The following is a 16,516-nucleotide window of genomic DNA, read 5'->3' on the forward strand; positions in this document are numbered from 1 at the left end:
ACATCAATGAAAGCCATTGCCCGACAAGCCGCCGGCTTGCTGTATTGCGCTCTCTGTCTGCCCGTTTTGGCTATCGCTGCAGACAATCAGCCCACCCACGAGTTCACCCTGGACAACGGCCTCAAGGTCGTCGTCCGTGAAGACCATCGCGCCCCCGTGGTGGTGTCCCAGCTCTGGTACAAGGTCGGTTCGAGCTACGAAACGCCCGGCCAGACCGGTCTCTCCCACGCCCTCGAACACATGATGTTCAAGGGCAGCCGCAAACTCGGCCCAGGCGAAGCCTCGCGCATCCTGCGGGAGCTCGGCGCCGAGGAGAACGCCTTCACCAGCGACGACTACACCGCCTACTACCAGGTGCTGGCCCGCGACCGCCTGGGCGTCGCCTTCGAGCTGGAAGCCGATCGCCTCGCCAGCCTCAAGCTGCCGCCGGAAGAGTTCACCCGCGAGATCGAAGTGATCAAGGAAGAACGCCGCCTGCGCACCGACGACAAGCCCACCGCCAAAGCCTTCGAGCGTTTCAAGGCGATGGCCTATCCGGCAAGCGGTTACCACATCCCCACCATCGGCTGGATGGCCGACCTCAACCGTATGAAGGTCGAGGAGCTGCGCCACTGGTACGAATCCTGGTACGTGCCGAACAACGCCACCCTGGTGGTAGTCGGCGACGTCACCCCGGACGAGGTCAAAGGCCTCGCCGAGCGCTATTTCGCCAACATTCCCAAGCGTGACGTGCCGCCCGCGAAGAAGCCGCTGGAGCTGGCCACCCCCGGCGAGCGCCGCCTCAACCTGCACGTGCGCACCCAGCTGCCGAGCCTGATCATGGGCTTCAACGTGCCGGGTCTCGCCACAGCCAAGGACCCCCGCCAGGTCCACGCCCTGCGCCTGATTTCCACCCTGCTCGACGGCGGCTACAGCGCGCGCCTGTCCAGCCGACTGGAACGCGGCGAGGAGCTCGTCAGCGGCGCCTCCGCCTGGTACGACGGCTTCCCCCGTGGCGACAGCCTGTTCGTCATCAGCGCCACCCCCAACGTGCAGAAGGGCAAGACCCTCGAGCAGACCGAAGCCGGCCTCTGGCGCCAGCTGGAAGACCTGAAGAACACCCCGCCGAGCGCCGACGAACTCAAGCGCGTACGCGCCCAGGCGATCGCCGACCTCGTCTATCAGCGCGACTCCATCACCAGCCAGGCCACCACCATCGGCCAGCTGGAAACCGTTGGCCTGTCCTGGAAACTGATGGACCAGGACCTCGCGGCCCTCGAAGCCGTGACGCCCGCCGACATCCAGGCCGCCGCCAAGACCTTCTTCACCCGCGACCGCCTGAGCGTCGCCCACATCCTTCCCGAGGAGGCCCGCAATGACTGAGCGAAACGGCCTGCGTTACGGCCTGCTCGGCCTGGCCCTGATCGTCCTGCTCGGCGTACTCGGCTTCGTCGCCAACCGCCCGGACACTACCGCCACCGCCGAAACCGCCACCCCGGCACCGGCCGAGGGACTGCAATCCCTGGCAGAGCTGGGCGGCAAGGCACCCAGTCGCCGTAGCCTGGACATCCAGAGCTGGACCACCGCTGAAGGCGCCAAGGTGCTCTTCGTTGCCGCGCCTGAGCTGCCGATGTTCGACCTGCGCCTGACCTTCGCCGCCGGCAGCAGTCAGGACGGCGCCACCTCTGGCCTGGCGACCCTCACCAACGCGATGCTCAACGAGGGTGTGAAGGGCAAGGACGTCACCGCCATCGCCCAGGGCTTCGAGGGCCTGGGCGCCGAGTTCGGCAACGGCGCCTACCGCGACATGGCCATCGCCAGCCTGCGCAGCCTCACCGCCCCCGAGCAGCGCGAGCCCGCCCTGGAACTGTTCACCCAGGTGATCGGTGCGCCAACCTTCCCTGAAGACTCCCTGGCGCGGATCAAGAACCAGATGCTCGCCGGATTCGAGTACCAGAAGCAGAACCCCGGCAAGCTCGCCGGCCTGGAGCTCTTCGAGAAACTCTACGGCCAGCATCCGTACGCGCACCCCAGCGAAGGCGATGAGAAGTCCGTACCCGGCATCACCGTCGCCCAGATGCGCGAGTTCCATCAGAAGGCCTACGCCGCCGGCAACGTGGTGATCGCCGTCGTCGGCAATCTCACCCGCGCCGAAGCCGAAGCCATTGCCAACCAGGTATCCAGCGCACTGCCGAAGGGCCCTGCCCTGGCCAAGCTGCCGGAACCGGATGCACCCAAGGCCGGTATCAATCACATCGAGTTCCCGTCCAAGCAGACCCACCTGATGCTGGCCCAGCTCGGCATCGACCGGAATGACCCGGATTACGCCGCGCTTTACCTCGGCAACCAGATCCTCGGCGGCGGCGGGTTCGGCACGCGACTGATGGAAGAGGTGCGCGAAAAGCGCGGCCTGACCTATGGCGTCAGCTCCGGCTTTACCGCCATGCAGGTACGCGGCCCGTTCATGATCGGTCTGCAAACCCGCGCCGAGATGAGCCAGGGCACCCTCAAGCTGATCCAGGATATCGTTCGCCAGTACCTGGCAGACGGTCCGACCCAGAAGGAACTGGACGATGCCAAGCGTGAGCTGGCGGGCAGCTTCCCGCTGTCCACCGCGAGCAACGCCGACATCGTCGGCCAGCTGGGCGCCATCGGCTTCTACAACCTGCCGCTGACCTACCTGGAAGACTTCATGGCCAAGGTCCAGGCGCTCGACGTTGTCCAGGTGAAGGCCGCCATGGCCAAACACCTGAACCCCGACCAGTTCGTCATCGTCACCGCCGGCCCCACCGTTCCCCAGAAGGACCTGCCGCCGCCCACCGACAAGCCCGCCGAAATGCCCAGCGGCGTACCGGAGCACTGATGCGCAAACCGACCCCCAGACCCGCCACGCCGAAACACGGCGGCCAGGGCCAACTCCGCATCATCGGCGGCGAATGGCGCTCGCGGCGCTTTTCCTTCCCCAACGGTCCCAGCCTGCGCCCCACCCCCGACCGGGTACGCGAGACGTTGTTCAACTGGCTCGCACCCTATATCGAAGGCGCGCGGGTCCTGGACCCCTTCGCCGGTAGCGGCGCCCTCTATCTGGAGGCGCTGTCCCGGGGTGCCGTCGAGGCGCTGGCGCTGGACCTGAATCCCGACTCGGTCGCCGCATTGCGCGGCCATCTGGACACCCTGCGCTGTGGCCGGGGCCAACTGCTGCAAAGCGACGCCCTGCGTTATCTGGACACCCAGTCCTCCAGCGCTTTCGACGTCGTATTCCTCGATCCGCCGTTCAACCAGGGCCTGCTGCAACCTGTTTGCGACCTCCTGGAGAATCGCGGCTGGCTCTCACCCCTCGCCTGGGTCTATACCGAAAGCGAGAACGCGCCCTCCGCGCTCGGTCTACCGGGTAACTGGCGCCTGCACCGCGAGAAGAAAGCCGGCCAGGTGTACTACGCCCTGTGGCAACGCTCGGCCAGGGAAACCTCCGACGCCTGATCGACGGCACACCGATGAACCAGTTCCATTCGCCCGCGACCACCCGCGCCGGCTTCCAGCCGGCCTGGTGGTTGCCGGGCCCACATTTGCAGACCCTGTGGTCGCCCTTCTGCCGCAAGCCACTCCGGCTTTCCCGGCAGCGGGAGCGCTTGTGGCTGGACGACGGTGATTTCCTCGACCTGGACTGGCATGGTCCCCACGAAGCCGATGCACCACTGGTGCTGGCCCTGCACGGCCTGACCGGCTCATCCGGCTCCCTGTACGTGCTTGGCCTGCAGCAGGAGCTGGCCGCTCGCGGTTGGGCCAGCGTCGCCATCAACTGGCGTGGCTGTTCGGGCGAACCCAACCTGCTGCCCCGTGGCTACCACTCGGGTGTCAGCGAGGATCTGGCGACCGCCGTCCAGCACCTGCGCGCCAGCCGCCCGCTGGCGCCGCTCTATGCGGTGGGCTATTCGCTGGGTGGCAACGTGCTACTCAAGTACCTCGGAGAAACCGGCGACGACTGCGGCCTGCAAGGTGCGGTGGCGGTCTCGGTGCCCTACCGGCTGGACCAGTGCGCCGACCGCATCGCCCTGGGTTTCTCACGGGTCTACCAGGCGCATTTCATGCGCGAAATGGTGGCTTATGTGAAGAACAAGCAGCAGTCGTTCGCGCATCAGGGCCACGGCGAACACCTGTCCACCCTGGAACGCCTCGGCTCGCTGGAAAACATGCGTACCTTCTGGGACTTCGACGGTCGCATCACCGCGCCACTGCACGGTTTCAGCGATGCCCACGACTACTATCGCCGCGCGTCCAGCCGCTACTACCTGGGCGGCATCCGCATTCCCACCCTGCTGATCCAGTCAGCCGACGACCCCTTCGTCTTCCGCCACAGCCTGCCGGAGGCCCATGAACTTTCGGCCTCGACCCGCATGGAACTGCATGCGCGGGGCGGCCACGTGGGGTTCATCGAAGGATCGCCGCAGCAGCCCACCTATTACCTCGAGCGGCGGATTCCGGACTGGCTAGCGAGTCAGACACCGGAGCGCTGAACGCCGCGGCTCAGTGGTCGCTGGCCCAACTGTCGAGCCAGCGCCAGCGATGGGGGAAGCGCGCCTTCAAACCCAGACGGTCCACACGCCAGAACGCCGGCCACTCCCCTTTTACCCGCGCCAGCAAGCGCAGGTTGCGGCTCGGGGCGCTGAATGCCTCGCGCAGCTCCACCGGCACAGGAGCGGCGTCCTCCACCATGCGCACCACCTCGGCAGGCAGCCAGGTGCCGTCCGGTAGGCGCAGCCGGAAAGGCTGGCCTGGAGAGGCATAGACGGCATCCCGCGGGTCGAGATAGACCCACAGTTCGGCGTCGCCCAGACGCTGCAGGCGCATCAGCGGTGTCCCGGGGCCGACGTTTTCGCCCTCATCCACCAGCACCTCGCTGATCACCCCAGACTCCCCGGCCTTCAGCTCCAGCCCATGCAAGCGTGCTTGCAGCCAATCGCTTTCCAGTCGGCGCTGACGTTCCAGAGTGTCGTCCACCGGTTGCGACTCTCGCCGCTCGAATTGCAGCAGGTCACGCTGGCGCCTGTCCCGCTCGTCCTGGGCCTGCTGGACCTCCCCCCGGGTCGCGGCACCGGCGGCGAGCAGCCCGCGCAGGCGTCCCAAGCGCCCCTCCGCACTGGCCAGAAGACGTTCCAGAGCCTGACGCTCCTGCTCCGGCAAGGGCCGATTCCCGGCAGGCTGTCGCGCCTGGGCGGCGGAGTCACCGAGCAGGGCAAGTCGACCGCGCCACTCGGGGTTATCCATCTTCACCAGCAACTGGCCGGCCTCGACCCGGTCGCCGGGCCTGGCCAGCACGCGCTCCACCTGTCCAGCCTCCCGCGCCCGCAGCTCGGTGGACGGCAGGTGCAGCTGCACCGGCGCCTCGATCAGCCAAAGGCCGAGGAACTCGCGCCCGACCAGGAACAACAGCGGACTGGTCACCGCGAGCAGGATCAGGTACCAGCGCAGCTTGAAGGCCAGGCGCTTACCGGGTGCGTAGAGCACCTTGAGCCCCTGCTCCTGGGTGGGCTGCTGTTCCTTGGGGCTGGAGAATCGAATCTTCATGGCCTGACTCAACGGGGGAAATGGGTCCAATCCTGCCAGTCGACACCGGTGATACCGGCAGGCTGCAGGCGCGTGCGCCAACGCTCGAACTGTTCCCGCAACTGCGTGCGCGATGCCCCAGCCCAGGACTCCTCAGCCGGTAGCTGGGGCTCGACACTCTGGGCCAGACGGAAGCGCAGCGCCGGCCAGCGCCGGGCGATGGATTCCGCCAGTTCGGCGCTTCGAGCGGGATTGCGGGTGTAGATCATCAGGTCGACCTGCCGCACGCCGCGCTTCGGCAGGGCACAGGGCACGCAGGTCGCGCCGGCGACTGGCTCGGCGAACCAGCGGGGATGGCTGGACAGCTCCAGCGGCCAGGACACGACCCCGGACACGGCGCCCAGGCTGTCCAGCCAGTCCTGCAAGCGGCGGTCGGGCACCGGCCAGCCGAGCTGCTCCACCTCAAGATCCAGGTGCAGGGCATCGAACGGCAGCCCCTTGAGCTTGCCGAGCAGATCCAGCAAACCCTGGCGCCCAGCGGGCTCCAGCCAAGCCGGGTCCCCCAGCAGCAAAGCCACCTGCAAGCCTTGGGCGTGGGCCTCATCAAGGGTGTCCTGCAGTTGCTTGCGCAGGACCGGGATGTTGGCCACCTGCCCACCATCGAGCCCCAGGTACAGCCGCGTCATGCCGGCGCGGCGCAGTTCGCGCAGTTCCGCGTGACGAGTCGCGGGATTCAGCAATGCCCCGCTTTTCCACAGGTAAACACCCTGGCTCCAGCCCGTCGAGCCGACGCCCTTCGGCGCCGCCCCAACCACACCCAGGGCCGTCCAGTCGAGACGCTGCGGCCCCAGCAGGCCAGCCAGGGCCTGGTCATCGTCGACGAACAGACGCAGGGCCGCTTCACGCAGCCAGGCAGCGTGCCAGGCGGCAATCAGGCGCAATCCGCTGTTGTAGCGTTCAAGTTCCACAGCCAGTTCCTCGGCCGCGCTCTCGGAAACCGAGCGCTCGGCGCGCAGCCGCTGCTCCCGCAGGGCCTGGTCTGAAACAGCCAACTGCTCGCGCTCTCGATCCAGGTTCAGCGCTGCCTGGCGTTGGGCCTGCAGGGTCTGCCCAAGGGACTGGAGCAGTTGCTGGCGCTCGGCCTCCAGCTGCGCCAGGGCGGCTTGATGGCGCGCCTCACCTTCGCGATTGCGGGCCCGGCCGTAGTTCATCAGGTCGAAGGGCGCGGACAGACTGAGTGCGGCCACCAGCCCGTCGCCGCTCTTGCTGGCGCCGCTGCGTGACTCGTAGCTCTGCGCAACGCTGAAGCTTGAATCGACGCTCTCGTACCAGGGCGATTGCCGATTGCGCTCGGCGTGGCGCAGTTCGTCCTGCCGCTCCTGCAGGCTCGGGTGACCCTCCAAGGCCAGACGCCAGTTGGACAGCGGCAGCACTTGCGTTGACAGCGATTCCGCTTCGGCCTGCTGACCAGGGCCAATCTCCATACCCGCCAACCCGGCCAGGCTGGCGCGGGTGTCCTCCACCAGGAGCGCGCTCTGCCGGCAACGCTGCTGGAGACCTTGCCATTGGCCGTCCAGCAATCGCGCCTGCGAAGGCAGCAGCCAGCCGCCCTGCTGACGCCGGGCCAGGCGTTCGCGAGCCGTCTGGGATGCGGGCAGCAGCCCCTTGCACCAGCGCTCTTCCTGCTCGGCGCGCCACCAGTCGGCGTAGGCGCTGCGTAAGGCCAGACGTTGCTCCGCCAGGCGCAACAGGCGCTGCGCCTGCTGCCGCTTCTGCTCAAGCTCCACCGCCGATACGGCCTGGACTTGTCGACGCAGGCTGCCGAGCAGCGGGTGGCGCAGGCCGAGGGCCAGGTCACGCCCGTAATAGTCGTCACGCAGGTCTTCGGTCACCAGTTCGTGGTAGTGCCCGGTACTGCCGGAGCCGAACCACTGCCAGCCCGCCTCGGCTTCGCGTTGTTCCTTGAGTGCATCCAGCGCCCGCAGCTCGGCCGCCTTGGCCTGCAGCGCGGTGCCGTCTTCGGCGCGGTCCAGCACCTGGGCCAACGGCAGCACGTCGGCCCGGACCATGCCGGCGGCCAGCAGCAGTGCGCAGAAAAGAAATGGACGAATCATCAACTCAGAACCTCTTGGCCCTGCGCAGCACCCACCAGGGCGCCATGCTGGTTTCCTCATGGCCGCGGCGCAGGGCCTCGTTGAGCATGGCCACCGCGCTCCACATGCGCATGACCAGCATGAACAGCGGGAAGACGAAGACCACAGGGAACAATCGCAGGTCCAGGCGCGGCCGCTCGGACACCAGGGCCAGCATGGCCACATAGAGCAACAGCGTCATGCCCAGATAGACCAGGTAGATGAGGGCGGCCAGGGCCAGGAAGCGCGGCCAGGGCAATACCCAGGGCCCGGCCAGGCAGTAGCCGGCGATGATGAAAGGCAATACCAGCTGGAAGAAGAAGCCGGTGATCAGGGTCATCAGGAAGTTCGGCCAGCCCAGCAGTCGCGGATTGAAGCTGTGGCGGTGCTTGCGGATATAGAGGAAGTACAGGTCACCGTCCCAGCGCAGGCGCTGCTTGAGGAACTGCAGGAAGGTCACGGGCGCATCGGTATGGCCGATGGCGCAAGGCTCGAACGGAATGCGCAGGGGCCTGCGGCCGAAGTAGTTCTTGATCCGCAGGGTGATATCGAGGTCTTCCGCGGTGTGGGTGTCCCAGCCGCCGATCTTGTCGAGGAAACTGCGGCGAAACGCGCCGAACGCACCGGATACGTTATTCACCAGGTTCCATTCGCTGAGGCCGATCTTGGCCATGTGGATCGACAGCTGATACTCCAGCGCCTGCATGGCGGTGGTGAGCGAAGCCCAGGCATTGCGCACTCGCAGGCTTCCTGCCACGGCCGGGACGTCCGGGTCGGCGAAATGACGGACCATCTGGCTGACCATGTCGTTGTCGAAGGAGGTGTCGCCATCCAGGGCCATCACCACTTCGCCGGTGCAGTGAGCCAGGCCCGCGTTCAGGGAGGAGACCCGGCCCCCGCGCTGCCACTTGGCGATGGGTCGCAACAGGCGTCGCGGATAGAGCTGCGGATCGACGCGAAAGTCCCGCACGGCCTGCATGGTGGGCTGGTTCACGGCCGCTCCGTCCACCACCGGAATCATCTCGATATAGCCGGGGTAGGTCTGCTCGCACAGGCTGCGCAGGGTCGTCTGGACGTCCCGACCCTCGCTGTAGCAGGTGATGATGCAGGACACCCGCGGCCGATAGGTGCTCTGCTGGGGCAACTCGAACGGCTTGCGGACGAACCAGCGCAGGACGCCGATCAGCACCAGCAGGTTGAGCGGCAGCTCCAGCAGCAGGAAGGCCGGCAGCAACATGAAGGCACCCTGCAGAATGCCATCGCTCCTGGCGAACTCGCCGAGGAGCAGCAGCCACTGCTCGACAAAGGCTTCCATGCTCAGCCCAACTGTCCGCCCAGACGCGCCAGCAGCAGGGCAGCGTCTTCCTGGTCCTGCTGATCATCGGGAGCCGTGAAGACGGCCAACCGCACCTCGATGGGCGTCGCCTGTCCGGCGGTCAGGCGTTCCGCTCCCTTGACCAGGCGCTTGCGCACCACCTCCATGCCGGTGACATCGGTGTGCGGCATCAGCAGCCAGAGCACCTCCTCGCTCAGCCGGCAACAACGATCGGTTTCCCGCACGGCTTCCTGCAGGCGCTCCACCAGCCCGTCCACCAGCGCGTGGCCGCGCATCTCACCGAGTTGGGAGAGGGTGTCCAACAGGTTGACGAATCGCAGACCGAGAAGAGAGAAGGCCGGCTCCCGGTGCCGTCGCGTCAGTTGCAGCTGCCAGTTCAGCAGATCGAGGAAGGCCTGGCGTGGCAACAAGTTGAGACTGCCGAAGCGCTCGAGGTTCGTCGCCCCGGCGCCGAAGCCTTCCCGGCATCTCAGGCGCCCGGCCTCGGCCAGGCGGAAGTGGCGTATCTCGCGTACGCGCAGCTTGTCGGGCGCGTGGGATTGGCCGCAATCCAGGCAGCGCGCATCCACGGCGGCATCGACGAAAAAGGCCTGGCAGTTGCGGCAGCGGTAGTTCTCCAGCGGACGGTCGTAGTCGCTGCCAATATGGCGAAGACGAGTCAGGCAGTTCGGGCAGAGCAGCACGCCTTCCTTGAGGAAATGTTCCTGGGGACCGACGTGCCCGCAGGTGAAGCAATGCAGCGAAGGCTGGCGACCAATGTCCAGGGCCTGGCACTCGGGGCAGACATCCACGTAATTGAGGCGACCCGACCCGCAGCCGGTGCACAAGCGCAACCGGTCCTGCAGTTCACCCTCTTCCAGCCAGCCCTGCTGGCTCATCAGCTGTAGCCAGGAGAATTGATTGATGGTCTCTTCGTTGCCCAGGGCTTCCAGCAGCGGATAGCGGTAGTGCTGGGGCACGCTGGCATCACGCACTGCAACGACTTCACCACGTGAGCGCAGCCAGAGCCACGCCATCACCCGTTCCTCGAAGCGTTCCGGGGCGGCTCCGCGATTGAAAAGGCCAAAGCGCTCGCGCCAGAGGCGCCACAGGGGCGTGATCGCACCAGGGTCGGCCGGCGGCGGGCCGTCACCCAGGGCAATGCACCAGGGATCCTGGTCCTGACAACAGTAGATCAGACTGAAACGATAGCGGGGATCGAGGCGCAGGCCCCGCAAGGCCTGGCCCGCCTGTGCGCCCGGCAGGTCGACCAACAGCACATCGGCTTCGGAATCGGCCTGCAGGCTCGCAAGATCGTTGTAGCGTTCCAGTTCAATGCCGGGGAATCGATACGGACCAGCGCCAAGTAACGCAATCCTAGGTGTGCTTCTGGACATGGATAAAACTCAAGCATTCCTTGGCTCAATTTTCTCACTATAGACGCGCCACTTCGCCTTAACACGCGTCAATGTTTCCTCGATCAGCTCGGTACCACCTGCTCCAGCGGCACATACAGCTTCTCGTAGAGCGCCTTGACCGCAGGCTGCGCCTCCGGCGCCAGGTAGCCACCTTCCAGCGCCAGCACCTGATAGATGCCCCGACGCAGCAATTCCTGGCTGAGGTCACCAGCATCGACGCGGGTGGTGCAGAGAAAGCGCACCCAGGAGGTGACGATGATCCAGCTGTTGAGGGTCAGCGCTTCGACCTGGGCCGGGTTCATGCGCAGGATGCCGGCACTGACGAAGCCGCGGTAGATGCCCTGGGCATGATCCAGGCAGCGCTGGGCGAACAGGCGATAGCGCGAGGCAAGCTCGGCATCCGACTCCAGCAAGTGTTCCAGGTCCCGGTGCAGGAAGCGGAAATCCCACATGGCCGCCAGCAGCGACTCCAGGTAGAAGGTCTTGTCCTCCACCGTCACCGGGCGACCTTCTGGCAGGCGCAGGAAGCTGTCCACCCGCGCCTCATAGAGTCCGAACAGCTCGGCGATGATCTCCTGCTTGTTGCGGAAGTGGTAATAGAGGTTGCCCGGCGACATGCCCAGGTGAGCGGCAATGTGGTTGGTGGTGACGTTGCGCTCGCCCTGGGTGTTGAACAGCCCGAGGCTCTCCAGAACGATTCGGTCGCGGGTCTTGGGTCTTGGGGACATCAGGTGGAAATTCCTGCAATCGATGGAACGCGGCGAGCGCTAAAGGTACACCGCAAGGCGCTCCGGAAACACCCGGTGTTACCGGGACCAGGCACGCCCAGCTTTTCGATGGGCTGCCGGCGGACGGACCACAGGGCAAGCTAATTTGACAGATTAGAGCAATTGCTCTAAAAATCCAGCGACATCACAAGAACAGAGCCTTACCGTATCCGTACAGCGGATGCGAAACGGCTCGTCCGGAGCCGCCGAGGAGCAGCGCCATGGTCGCCGACATCGCTTACCTGCAACAGACCCAGCAGCAGATCAGCCAACTGGAGTCCCTCTTCCAGCGCCAGCGCGAAGCCTTTCGCGCCAACCCCATGCCCAGTGCCGAGCAGCGCATCCAATGGCTGAAATCGCTGCGCGACCTCCTGTTCACCGAGCAGGACGCCCTGGTAGCAGCCATTTCCCAGGACTTCAGCAATCGCGCGGCGGAAGAGACACTGCTCGCGGAGATCATGCCCAGCCTTCAAGGCATCCATTACGTCAGCAAGCGCATCCGCAAATGGATGAAGCCCTCCCGTCGTAGTGTCGGCATGGCGTTCCAACCGGCTTCGGCCAAGGTGGTCTACCAGCCGCTGGGTGTCGTCGGCGTCATCGTGCCGTGGAACTATCCGCTGTTCCTGGCCATCGGCCCGCTGGTGGGCGCGTTGGCGGCGGGCAACCGGGTGATGATCAAGATGAGTGAATCCACCCCGGCCACCGCCCAATTGCTCCAGGAACTGCTGGCGCGCGTCTTCCCCGAAGACCTGGTGGCCGTGGTCCAGGGCGAGGCCGACGTCGGCGTTGCGTTCTCCCGCCAGCCCTTCGACCACCTGCTGTTCACCGGCGCAACCAGCATCGGCAAGCACGTGATGCGCGCCGCAGCCGAGAACCTGACCCCGGTAACCCTGGAACTGGGCGGCAAGTCGCCGGCCATCGTCTCCGCCGACGTGCCCCTGACCGACGCCGCCGAGCGCATCGCCTTCGGCAAGACCATGAACGCCGGTCAGACCTGCGTGGCCCCGGACTACGTCCTGGTGCCGGAAGATCGTGTCGACGGCTTCGTCGAGGCCTATCGCCAGGCTGTGAAGGGCTTCTACCCGCAGCTGACCGACAACCCCGACTACACGGCCATCATCAATGACCGCCAACTGAGCCGCCTCAAGGGCTACCTGACCGACGCCGAAACCAAGGGCGCGCGCCTGGTCCCGCTATTCCCCGAAGCCCAGGGCCGTCGCCTGCCGCACACCGTCGTACTGGGCGCGACCGACGACATGAAGCTGATGCAGGAGGAGATCTTCGGCCCGCTGCTGCCCATCGTCCCCTATCGCGCCATCGACGATGCCTTCGCCTACATCAATGATCGTCCGCGCCCGCTGGCCCTCTACTACTTCGGCTACGGCAAGGCCGAACAGCAGCGCGTGCTGCACGAAACCCACTCCGGCGGCGTGTGCCTGAACGACACGTTGCTCCACGTGGCCCAGGACGACATGCCCTTCGGCGGCATCGGCCCCTCCGGCATGGGCCACTATCACGGCCATGAAGGTTTCCTCACCTTCAGCAAGGCCAAGGCGGTGTTCATCAAGCAGCGTTTCAATGCCGCGAAGCTGATCTACCCGCCCTACGGCAAGGCCATCCAGAAGCTGGTCTTCAAACTTTTCGTCCGCTGAACCGGGCCTTCGCAGGCAGATAACAAGAATGAGCGAAACCACCCTCGACGCGCCGGGGCTCTCCCGGCGCAACCTGCTCAAGGTCGGCCTGTTCGGCTCGGCCTTTCTCGCCACCGCCGGCGTGACCGCCAGCCTCACCGGCTGCTCGGCCAGCGCACCTGCCAGCGGTTTTGCCGTGTTGCGTGACTCCGACCTGCCGTTCCTGCGCGCGCTGGTGCCGGTGATGGTGGACGGCGCCGTATCCGTCGAACAACTGCCGGCGGCGGTGACGGGCACCCTGCAAAGCCTGGATTACGCCCTGCACCGTCTCTCACCGGAAATGCTCAAGCTGACCCTGCAGCTGTTCGACGTGCTCGCCCTGCCGGTCACCCGTGGCCCGCTGACGGGCGTCTGGGGCAGTTGGGAGAAGGCCAGCGCCCAGGATGTGCGCGACTTCCTCACGCGCTGGGAAAACAGCTCCATCGGCCTGCTGAAGATGGGCCACGCATCCCTGCTGCAACTGGTGATGATGGCCTGGTACGGCCGGCCGGAATCCTGGGCCCACTGCGGTTATCCCGGCCCGCCGCTGATCTGAGAACCTATTTACGATTTCGCGAGCTAGAGCCATGCAAGGCAAAAACAGGCGAGGAAGCGGAGTTTACGAGCTGTAAATGAGCATTCCGAGCCTGTTTTTAACGCCGCAGGGCCGACGCGCAGCAGATCGTAAACAGGTTCTGATCCATCGCCATAACGACAAGAACTGCTCGAGACCCTGACATGCCTGTACCCGATCTGTTCGCCGAAGGCCTCGCCCGCGGCTGGAAAACCCACAACGGCTCGCAACTGGAGCAAGACCTGACTCTGGAAGCCGACGTTGCGATCGTCGGCAGCGGCGCCGGTGGTGGTACCACTGCGGAAATCCTCAGCGCTGCAGGCTTCAAGGTATTGCTGATCGAAGAAGGCCCGCTCAAGACCAGTTCCGACTTCAAGATGCAGGAAGCCGAGGCCTACCCGAGCCTCTACCAGGAAGGCATCGGCCGCATGACCAAGGATGGCGCCATCACCATCCTCCAGGGCCGGGCCGTGGGCGGCACCACCTTGGTGAACTGGACATCCAGCTTCCGCACCCCCGACCTGACGCTGCAGCACTGGGCCAGCGAGCATGGCGTTAAGGGGCTCTCCGTGGCAGAGATGGCGCCCTGGTTCGAGAAGATGGAACAGCGCCTGGGCGTCGCGCCCTGGGCGATTCCGCCCAACCCAAACAACGATGTGATCCGCCTTGGCTGCGAAAAGCTCGGGCTGCACTGGAAGGTGATTCCACGCAACGTGCGCGGTTGCTGGAACCTCGGTTATTGCGGCATGGGCTGCCCAACCAACGCCAAGCAGTCGATGTTGGTCACTACCATTCCCGCCACCCTGGAAAAGGGTGGCGAGCTGCTCTATCTGGCCCGTGCCGAAAAGCTGCTGATCGAAGGCGACAAGGTCACCGGCATCGAATGCCTCGGCCTGGACGAACGCTGCGTGGCGCCCACTGGCCGCAAGATCACGGTCAAGGCACGCCACTACGTGCTGGCCGGCGGCGGCATCAACACCCCCGGCCTGCTCCTGCGCTCCAACGCACCGGACCCGCACAGCCGCACCGGAAAGCGCACCTTCCTGCATGTGGTGAACTTCTCCGCGGCGCAGTTCGACCGGGTGATCAATCCCTTCTACGGTGCGCCGCAGTCGATCTATTCCGACCATTTCCAGTGGGATGACGGCGCCACCGGACGCATGTCCTACAAGCTCGAAGTGCCGCCCCTGCAACCGGCGCTCACCAGCACCCTCCTGGGCCGCTTTGGCGTCGACAATGCGCTGCGCATGGAACAGCTGCCGCACACCAACGTGATGCTGGCCCTGATGCGCGACGGCTTCCATCCGGACAGTGCCGAAGGCTCGGTGGAGCTGCGCAGCGACGGCAGCCCGGTGCTCGACTACCGCATGACCGACTACACCTGGGACGGCATTCGCCGGGCATACCACGTCATGGCCGAGATCCAGTTCGCCGCGGGCGCCCGCTCCGTCCTCCCCATGCACAACAACGCCGACTACGTGAAAACCCTGGCCGAAGCCCGCGCCCTGATCGACAGCCTGCCGCTGGAGCTCTACCGCGCCCGCCTGGGCAGCGCCCACGTGATGGGCGGTTGCGCCATGGGCGAGGACCCGAAGCTGGCAGTGACCGACAGCCTGGGCCGGCACCATCAGTTGGCCAACCTGTCGATCCACGACGGCTCGCTGTTCCCCACCAGCATCGGCGCCAACCCGCAGCTGTCGGTCTATGGCCTGACGGCTAAGCTGGCCAGTGACCTGGCCGAGCGGCTGGGCAAGGTGTAATGGCTCCCCGCGAGGACAGGCCCCATGGACAAGCTCCTCTCCGCCCTGCTGATCGTCGCCGGCATCATTCACCTGCTGCCGATCAGCGGCCTGCTCGGGGCTGAACGACTCGCGGCGCTCTACGGCCTGTCATTCAGCGAGCCCAACCTGCTGATCCTGATGCGCCACCGTGCGGTGTTGTTTGGCCTGCTCGGCGCGCTGCTGGTCTGGGCGGCCTTTCGTCCGGCGCTGCAACCGGCAGCCAGCCTGGGCGGGCTGGTGAGTGTGCTGTCGTTCCTGCTGCTGGCCTGGCTCACACCGGGCTACAACGCCGCGCTGCGCAAGGTGGTGATCGCCGATTGGGTAGCGCTGGCCTGCCTGGCACTGGCCATCGTGCTCTGGCTGCTGCGCCGGCCGGAGTCGACCGGATGAGCGCACTTCTTGGCCGCGCGGTTTCGCTGCGCTACCATCCGATTCCCTTTCGGTCCCCTGCCAGGACGTCGCGATGAACCGAGTGTTGTATCCGGGCACTTTCGACCCCATCACCAAGGGTCACGGCGATCTGATCGAACGCGCCTCGCGCCTGTTCGATACCGTGATCATCGCCGTTGCCGCGAGCCCGAAGAAGAATCCGCTGTTCAGCCTGGAGCAGCGTGTGGAGCTGGCGCGCGAAGTCACCAAACACCTGCCGAACGTCGAAGTGGTGGGCTTCTCCTCCCTGCTGGCGCATTTCGTCAAAGAGCAGAATGCCAATGTCTTCCTGCGTGGCCTGCGCGCCGTGTCCGACTTCGAATACGAATTCCAGCTGGCCAACATGAACCGCCAACTGGCGCCGGACGTGGAGAGCATGTTCCTCACTCCGTCGGAGCGGTATTCCTTCATCTCCTCCACGCTCGTGCGTGAAATAGCGGCCCTGGGCGGCGATATCAGCAAGTTCGTCCATCCCGCTGTCGCTGCGGCATTGGCCGAGCGTTTCAAACGCTGAGCACGGGGCTCTGCTGAAGGCTCGCAAGAGCCTCGCCCTGCACCCTGGCGATCGGCGCGTGCGTCGATCGCGGCAATCCGGCACAATTCCGCTATTTCTGTTAAAGGCCGCCGCTGCATGGCGACGGCAGGAGTTGTTCCCATGTCCCTCAAGATCACCGACGACTGCATCAATTGCGACGTCTGCGAACCCGAGTGCCCGAACGGCGCGATCTCCCAGGGCGAAGAGATCTACGTGATCGATCCCAACCTGTGCACCGAATGCGTCGGCCACTACGACGAACCCCAGTGCCAGCAGGTCTGCCCCGTCGATTGCATTCCGCTAGACGAAACCCATGTCGAAAGCAAGGATGAGCTGATGCAGAAGTACCTGAAGCTCACCGGCAAGGCCTGA

At 65.6% G+C, this 16,516-nt stretch carries 15 protein-coding genes; 10 read left to right on the forward strand and 5 right to left on the reverse strand.

Translation table 11 applies throughout. The features are described 5' to 3' along the window. Positions 1-6: 6 nt before the first annotated feature. From DM872_RS05720 to DM872_RS05735, 4 genes are read left to right on the forward strand one after another with little or no spacing between them, the layout of a single operon-like run. Complete coding sequence (locus tag DM872_RS05720; RefSeq protein WP_179058541.1) at positions 7-1,362, forward strand: M16 family metallopeptidase; 1,356 nt, start codon at positions 7-9, stop codon at positions 1,360-1,362. Next, entirely contained in the window at positions 1,355-2,842 is a 1,488-nt protein-coding gene (locus DM872_RS05725; RefSeq protein ID WP_179058542.1) for a M16 family metallopeptidase, read from the forward strand. The genes DM872_RS05720 and DM872_RS05725 overlap by 8 nt, the downstream gene beginning before the upstream one ends. Further along, positions 2,842-3,459: a 16S rRNA (guanine(966)-N(2))-methyltransferase RsmD gene (gene rsmD / locus DM872_RS05730; protein WP_179058543.1), complete on the forward strand. Its 618-nt coding sequence runs from the start codon at positions 2,842-2,844 to the stop codon at positions 3,457-3,459. Before DM872_RS05725 ends, rsmD begins: the two co-directional genes overlap by 1 nt. A gap of 14 nt (positions 3,460-3,473) precedes the next feature. Beyond that, on the forward strand, positions 3,474-4,493 hold the full coding sequence (locus DM872_RS05735) for a hydrolase (protein WP_179058544.1): 1,020 nt from the start codon (positions 3,474-3,476) through the stop codon (positions 4,491-4,493). A gap of 10 nt (positions 4,494-4,503) precedes the next feature. Here the strand turns inward: DM872_RS05735 and DM872_RS05740 are convergent, their stop codons facing one another. The 5 genes from DM872_RS05740 to DM872_RS05760 all read right to left on the reverse strand — a co-directional run bounded on the left by DM872_RS05740 (position 4,504) and on the right by DM872_RS05760 (position 11,116). Next, a complete protein-coding gene (locus DM872_RS05740) occupies positions 4,504-5,544 on the reverse strand; it encodes an efflux RND transporter periplasmic adaptor subunit (RefSeq protein ID WP_179058545.1) in 1,041 nt (346 codons plus the stop codon). Between the two features lie 8 nt (positions 5,545-5,552). Further along, positions 5,553-7,637 (reverse strand): TolC family protein, encoded by a 2,085-nt coding sequence (locus DM872_RS05745; protein ID WP_179058546.1) that lies wholly within the window; start codon positions 7,635-7,637, stop codon positions 5,553-5,555. 4 nt (positions 7,638-7,641) lie between these two features. Next, positions 7,642-8,970, reverse strand: a complete 1,329-nt coding sequence (locus DM872_RS05750) for a glycosyltransferase family 2 protein (protein WP_179058547.1) — start codon at positions 8,968-8,970, stop codon at positions 7,642-7,644. 2 nt (positions 8,971-8,972) lie between these two features. Further along, a complete protein-coding gene (locus tag DM872_RS05755) occupies positions 8,973-10,367 on the reverse strand; it encodes a diguanylate cyclase domain-containing protein (protein WP_179058548.1) in 1,395 nt (464 codons plus the stop codon). 83 nt (positions 10,368-10,450) lie between these two features. Beyond that, positions 10,451-11,116 (reverse strand): TetR/AcrR family transcriptional regulator, encoded by a 666-nt coding sequence (locus DM872_RS05760; RefSeq protein WP_179058549.1) that lies wholly within the window; start codon positions 11,114-11,116, stop codon positions 10,451-10,453. 260 nt (positions 11,117-11,376) lie between these two features. Between DM872_RS05760 and DM872_RS05765 the strand changes: the two genes are divergently transcribed. From DM872_RS05765 to DM872_RS05790, 6 genes are all read left to right on the forward strand, one after another. After that, positions 11,377-12,807: a coniferyl aldehyde dehydrogenase gene (locus tag DM872_RS05765; protein WP_179058550.1), complete on the forward strand. Its 1,431-nt coding sequence runs from the start codon at positions 11,377-11,379 to the stop codon at positions 12,805-12,807. Positions 12,808-12,835: 28 nt separating this feature from the next. Continuing rightward, the gene (locus tag DM872_RS05770) at positions 12,836-13,381 is read left to right on the forward strand and encodes a twin-arginine translocation pathway signal protein (RefSeq protein ID WP_179058551.1); all 546 of its coding nucleotides are present in this window, start codon (positions 12,836-12,838) and stop codon (positions 13,379-13,381) included. 182 nt (positions 13,382-13,563) lie between these two features. Then, complete coding sequence (locus DM872_RS05775) at positions 13,564-15,159, forward strand: GMC family oxidoreductase (RefSeq protein WP_179058552.1); 1,596 nt, start codon at positions 13,564-13,566, stop codon at positions 15,157-15,159. Between the two features lie 24 nt (positions 15,160-15,183). Then, on the forward strand, positions 15,184-15,570 hold the full coding sequence (locus DM872_RS05780; protein WP_179058553.1) for a phosphopantetheine adenylyltransferase: 387 nt from the start codon (positions 15,184-15,186) through the stop codon (positions 15,568-15,570). A gap of 73 nt (positions 15,571-15,643) precedes the next feature. Next, positions 15,644-16,123 (forward strand): pantetheine-phosphate adenylyltransferase, encoded by a 480-nt coding sequence (gene coaD / locus DM872_RS05785; RefSeq protein ID WP_179058554.1) that lies wholly within the window; start codon positions 15,644-15,646, stop codon positions 16,121-16,123. 141 nt (positions 16,124-16,264) lie between these two features. Further along, positions 16,265-16,516 (forward strand): YfhL family 4Fe-4S dicluster ferredoxin, encoded by a 252-nt coding sequence (locus DM872_RS05790; protein WP_028629061.1) that lies wholly within the window; start codon positions 16,265-16,267, stop codon positions 16,514-16,516.

This window comes from Pseudomonas taiwanensis (genome assembly GCF_013393345.1).
Taxonomy (GTDB): Bacteria; Pseudomonadota; Gammaproteobacteria; order Pseudomonadales; family Pseudomonadaceae; genus Metapseudomonas; species Metapseudomonas resinovorans_C.

Bases quoted from the DNA above. Each gene is read 5' to 3' on its own strand.
- DM872_RS05750 (WP_179058547.1), bottom strand. From the start codon at position 8,970: ATGGAAGCCTTTGTCGAGCAGTGGCTGCTGCTCCTCGGCGAGTTCGCC.
- DM872_RS05725 (WP_179058542.1), top strand. From the start codon at position 1,355: ATGACTGAGCGAAACGGCCTGCGTTACGGCCTGCTCGGCCTGGCCCTG.
- DM872_RS05770 (WP_179058551.1), top strand. From the start codon at position 12,836: ATGAGCGAAACCACCCTCGACGCGCCGGGGCTCTCCCGGCGCAACCTG.
- coaD (WP_179058554.1), top strand. From the start codon at position 15,644: ATGAACCGAGTGTTGTATCCGGGCACTTTCGACCCCATCACCAAGGGT.
- DM872_RS05745 (WP_179058546.1), bottom strand. From the start codon at position 7,637: ATGATTCGTCCATTTCTTTTCTGCGCACTGCTGCTGGCCGCCGGCATG.
- DM872_RS05735 (WP_179058544.1), top strand. From the start codon at position 3,474: ATGAACCAGTTCCATTCGCCCGCGACCACCCGCGCCGGCTTCCAGCCG.
- rsmD (WP_179058543.1), top strand. From the start codon at position 2,842: ATGCGCAAACCGACCCCCAGACCCGCCACGCCGAAACACGGCGGCCAG.
- DM872_RS05790 (WP_028629061.1), top strand. From the start codon at position 16,265: ATGTCCCTCAAGATCACCGACGACTGCATCAATTGCGACGTCTGCGAA.
- DM872_RS05755 (WP_179058548.1), bottom strand. From the start codon at position 10,367: ATGTCCAGAAGCACACCTAGGATTGCGTTACTTGGCGCTGGTCCGTAT.
- DM872_RS05720 (WP_179058541.1), top strand. From the start codon at position 7: ATGAAAGCCATTGCCCGACAAGCCGCCGGCTTGCTGTATTGCGCTCTC.
- DM872_RS05765 (WP_179058550.1), top strand. From the start codon at position 11,377: ATGGTCGCCGACATCGCTTACCTGCAACAGACCCAGCAGCAGATCAGC.
- DM872_RS05740 (WP_179058545.1), bottom strand. From the start codon at position 5,544: ATGAAGATTCGATTCTCCAGCCCCAAGGAACAGCAGCCCACCCAGGAG.
- DM872_RS05775 (WP_179058552.1), top strand. From the start codon at position 13,564: ATGCCTGTACCCGATCTGTTCGCCGAAGGCCTCGCCCGCGGCTGGAAA.
- DM872_RS05760 (WP_179058549.1), bottom strand. From the start codon at position 11,116: ATGTCCCCAAGACCCAAGACCCGCGACCGAATCGTTCTGGAGAGCCTC.
- DM872_RS05780 (WP_179058553.1), top strand. From the start codon at position 15,184: ATGGACAAGCTCCTCTCCGCCCTGCTGATCGTCGCCGGCATCATTCAC.